The organism is Bacillus sp. JJ664, from assembly GCF_036962205.1.
Classification (GTDB): Bacteria; Bacillota; Bacilli; order Bacillales; family Bacillaceae_G; genus Gottfriedia.
Window position 1 is genome coordinate 242 of record NZ_JBALMS010000141.1, and the last position, 4,068, is coordinate 4,309.

General features: G+C 34.5%; 5 protein-coding genes. All 5 read left to right on the top strand.

Annotation, left to right across the window (positions count from 1 at the left end; all coding sequences use genetic code 11):
* The first annotated feature begins 52 nt into the window (after nt 1-52).
* Nucleotides 53-964, top strand: coding sequence for a cytochrome aa3 quinol oxidase subunit II (gene qoxA, locus V7056_RS18165; RefSeq protein WP_499703811.1), 912 nt, complete (start codon nt 53-55; stop codon nt 962-964).
* Nucleotides 965-1,009: 45 nt separating this feature from the next.
* The gene (gene qoxB / locus V7056_RS18170) at nt 1,010-2,950 is read left to right on the top strand and encodes a cytochrome aa3 quinol oxidase subunit I (RefSeq protein ID WP_499703806.1); all 1,941 of its coding nucleotides are present in this window, start codon (nt 1,010-1,012) and stop codon (nt 2,948-2,950) included.
* 3 nt (nt 2,951-2,953) lie between these two features.
* The gene (gene qoxC / locus V7056_RS18175; protein ID WP_499703807.1) at nt 2,954-3,550 is read left to right on the top strand and encodes a cytochrome aa3 quinol oxidase subunit III; all 597 of its coding nucleotides are present in this window, start codon (nt 2,954-2,956) and stop codon (nt 3,548-3,550) included.
* A gap of 2 nt (nt 3,551-3,552) precedes the next feature.
* Nucleotides 3,553-3,837 carry a cytochrome aa3 quinol oxidase subunit IV gene (gene qoxD, locus V7056_RS18180; RefSeq protein WP_499703808.1) on the top strand — a complete coding sequence of 95 codons (285 nt, stop codon included), beginning with the start codon at nt 3,553-3,555 and terminating at the stop codon, nt 3,835-3,837.
* A gap of 77 nt (nt 3,838-3,914) precedes the next feature.
* Nucleotides 3,915-4,061 (top strand): YtzI protein, encoded by a 147-nt coding sequence (gene ytzI / locus V7056_RS18185; RefSeq protein ID WP_499703809.1) that lies wholly within the window; start codon nt 3,915-3,917, stop codon nt 4,059-4,061.
* Nucleotides 4,062-4,068: the final 7 nt, after the last annotated feature.

Here is a 4,068-nt window from a genome sequence, read left to right on the forward strand (position 1 = left end):
ACCCATTGTTTACGTAAAGGAAATTTCAATACAAAAAGAATGGGGTTTGGTAATGAAAAAAAATTTGATTAAATTTATGGTTATTATAACCAGTACCATCTTATTATCTTCCTTAACAGGATGTGAACCTTTATTGGTATTAGATCCTAAAGGACCACAGGCTCAGACTCAAGCAAAGGATATTATCCTTTCGATTCAAATTATGTCTGTTATCGTAATTGTGGTTTTTGCTATGTTAGCTTTTATGTTAATTAAGTATAGAGCCTCAAAACAAAAAAATGATTTTGAGCCTCCTTACATTAAAGGAAGTTTGCTTGTTGAATTAATATGTGTCGGTATTCCGGTCATCATCATTGTTTTTCTGTCTATTGTTTCTGTACAAAGTAATAACAAGGTTGAAGCAGTGCCAGAAAAATATAAAAATGAAAAACCTTTAATTATCTATGCTACGTCATCTGACTGGAAATGGCATTTTAGCTATGCAGAAGAGCAAATTGAAACCGTAAATTATTTGTATGTGCCAACGAAACGTCCACTTGAATTTAGACTATATTCAGATGGGCCGATTACAAGTTTTTGGATACCACAACTTGGCGGGCAAAAATATGCCATGTCAGATATGGTTACGATACTCCATTTAGCTGCTGATGTACCTGGTGAGTATATGGGTCGAAATGCTAACTTTAGTGGAAAAGGTTTTGCAGAAAATACTTTTAATGTTGAAGCAGTATCAGAGCAAGATTTTAGTAAGTGGGTAATGGATGTTAAGGAAAATGCTCCTAAACTTACTGAAGATAAATTTACTAAGTTATTGGAGCCTGGTCACCTTGGACAACTAACTTTCACAGGAACTCATTTAAAATATCTTCCACCAAATGAATCTTCTCCTGGCGGTCATCATCATGGTTCAAGTAATGCTGATTCAAAACCAGAAGAAAAGCATAGTGAACATTTGGGGCATTAATACTGCGACATATTTATTAATTAAAAGTATAAGGAGTCAAATATAATGGATTATTTTGATAGATTTGCAATTCCTCACCCAAGTCCTGCCATTTATGCATCAATGGTTGCAATTGGTGTAACAGTAATCGCAATCATTGCAGGATTAACTTATTTTAAAAAATGGGGTTACCTATGGAGAGAATGGTTAACAACTGTCGACCACAAAAAAATAGGTATTATGTATTTATTATCAGCATTGCTAATGTTATTTCGTGGTGGCGTAGACGCAATCATGATGCGTGCTCAAACAGCAATTCCTGAAAATAATTTATTGGATGCACAACATTATAATGAAGTATTCACAACTCACGGTATTGTAATGATTATTTTTATGGCAATGCCATTTATCTATGCGCTTATGAACTTTGTAGTACCACTACAAATTGGTGCTCGCGATGTAGCCTTTCCTCGTTTGAATGCACTTAGTTTTTGGCTATTTTTCATGGGAGCAATGTTACTAAATATTTCATTTGTCATAGGTGGTTCGCCAGATGCTGGATGGACATCCTATTTCCCACTCGCAGGAAATGACTTGAGTCAATCTGTAGGAACAAATTATTATATGATCGCACTCCAAATTGCGGGACTAGGTACCTTAATATCTGGAATTAACTTTGTCACAACGATTCTTAAAATGAGAGCACCTGGTATAACTTTATTCAAAATGCCTATTTTCACTTGGTCTGCCTTAACAGCTAATGCAATTGTAGTCTTCGCATTTCCAGTGTTAACTGTAGCCCTTTTAATGGGTACAATGGACAGACTATTCGGTACAAATTTCTTTACTACATCAAACGGCGGCATGGATATGCTATGGGCAAACCTTTTCTGGGTTTGGGGTCATCCTGAAGTATACATTCTAGTACTACCTGCTTTCGGTGTGTATAGTGAAATTATTTCAACTTTTGCACGTAGAAATCTATATGGTTATAAATCTATGGTGTTATCTATGATTATTATCTCATTCCTTTCATTTTTAGTATGGACTCACCATTTCTTTACTATGGGTCAAGGTGCATTAACAAACAGTATCTTCTCCATTACCACTATGGCGATTGCTATTCCAACTGGTATTAAGATTTTTAACTGGATTTTGACTCTTTGGAGAGGAAAAATTGAGTTTACAGTACCAATGCTTTACTCTGTAGGCTTCATCCCAATTTTTACAATCGGCGGAGTTACTGGTGTAATGCTTGGTATGTCTGCAGCTGATTACCAGTATCATAACACGATGTTTTTAGTTGCTCACTTCCACTATACAATCATACCTGGCGTTGTTTTTGCGATGATTGCTGGTCTTACTTATTGGTGGCCAAAAATGTTTGGATTTATGTTAAATGAAAGAATCGGAAAATGGGCGTTTTGGTTTATCGCTATTAGCTTTAATGTAACGTTCTTCCCTATGTTCTTTACTGGATTAGATGGTCAAGCTCGCCGAATGTATACTTATTCAGAGTCTACGGGCTTTGGTCCATTAAATTTATTATCTTTTATTGGTGCAACTGGTCTAGCAATTGGGTTCATCCTACTAGTATTTAATATTTATTATAGTGTACGTTACGCATCTAGAGATATTAGTTCCGATCCTTGGGATGCAAGAACGGTTGAATGGGCTACTCATAGTCCTGTTCCTTCATATAACTTTGCAATTACACCTGACGCGAATTCTATTGAGGCGTTCTGGGAATCTAAAAAACTAGGTAAATCATTATTTAAGGGTAAATATCATAAAATCCATATGCCAAATAATAGTGGAATCCCTTTTATTATGGCTTGTATCATGTTCGTATGGGGATTTTCATTTGTATTTGGAATGTGGATTCCACTGATCATAACGACAATAGGAATATTTGCATTAATGGCCTATCAATCATTTGAAATTGATAACGGACATTATATAACTGTCGATAAAATCGAAGAAATAGAGAAAGTGCGAGGTGCATAATTGATGAAAATAGATAACTCGCTACCACTAGAATATCAAACAGAACAAAATCAAATAAATATATTGGGCTTCTGGATTTTTCTTGGAGCAGAAATCATGTTATTCGGTACCCTTTTCGCATCGTATTTTACATTAGTTAATCGCACTGGAAACGGTCCGACAGGTGCAGAAATATTCGAGTTTTCTCCAGTATTAATTGAAACGATTGTCCTGTTGACAAGTAGTTTTCTGATTGGGCTCGCTATACATGCTATGAGAATTGGAAAGAAAACACCTGTAATGATATTTATTGGATTAACATTATTGTTAGGATTAGTGTTTTTAGGATTTGAAATATCGGAGTTTATTCACTATGTTCATATAGGAGCTGGATTACAAACTAGTGCGTTTACAGCAATTCTATTAACAACACTAGGCACACATGGAGCTCACGTTTCATTTGGTTTTTTCTGGGGATTATTTATCATCTTACAAATAAGAAAAAGAGGTCTTACTCCAGAAATCGCTAATAAAACATTCATCTTTTCACTTTACTGGCATTTTTTAGACGTTGTTTGGATCTTTATTTTCAGTTTCGTCTATTTGAAAGGGTTGATGTAAAAATGAAAGAACTATTTCCACTAAAACAAGTTAAGGGTTTCGCTTTCTCAATGGTTTTGACTGGCGTTGCACTTGCCGTTTACTTTCTAAATTGGTCATTTGCAATTGAAATGACAATCCTTCTGCTCACAGCGTTTTTACAAGCTGGATTACAGTTAGTTGTGTTCATGCATACTGGTGAAACAAAGGATAAAGGTGCTATATATACCAATATTTATTATGCTTTAGCGATTGCTCTAATTACAGTTTTCGGTACTCTACTTTGTATGATCTGGGGTTATATGTAATAAGATGAAAGTAAAAAATATATTGGATAAATTATACTTAAACATTCTATATAATTACATTTTTTAGGGGGAATAATATGACTGGCGTTTATATTGTAAGTGGAATCATTATTTTTGTAGTTTTTGGTGCTTTTGTTCTTACTGTAAATAAGGGGTATGGTGTTAAACACAAAGTGGACAGTTTGGATGAAGTAAAAAATAATAATGATTTTAAGGAAAAATAATAAAATT

Coding starts and splice junctions, on each gene's coding strand:
- qoxA (WP_499703811.1), top strand. CDS start 53: ATGAAAAAAAATTTGATTAAATTTATGGTTATTATAACCAGTACCATC.
- qoxB (WP_499703806.1), top strand. CDS start 1,010: ATGGATTATTTTGATAGATTTGCAATTCCTCACCCAAGTCCTGCCATT.
- qoxC (WP_499703807.1), top strand. CDS start 2,954: ATGAAAATAGATAACTCGCTACCACTAGAATATCAAACAGAACAAAAT.
- qoxD (WP_499703808.1), top strand. CDS start 3,553: ATGAAAGAACTATTTCCACTAAAACAAGTTAAGGGTTTCGCTTTCTCA.
- ytzI (WP_499703809.1), top strand. CDS start 3,915: ATGACTGGCGTTTATATTGTAAGTGGAATCATTATTTTTGTAGTTTTT.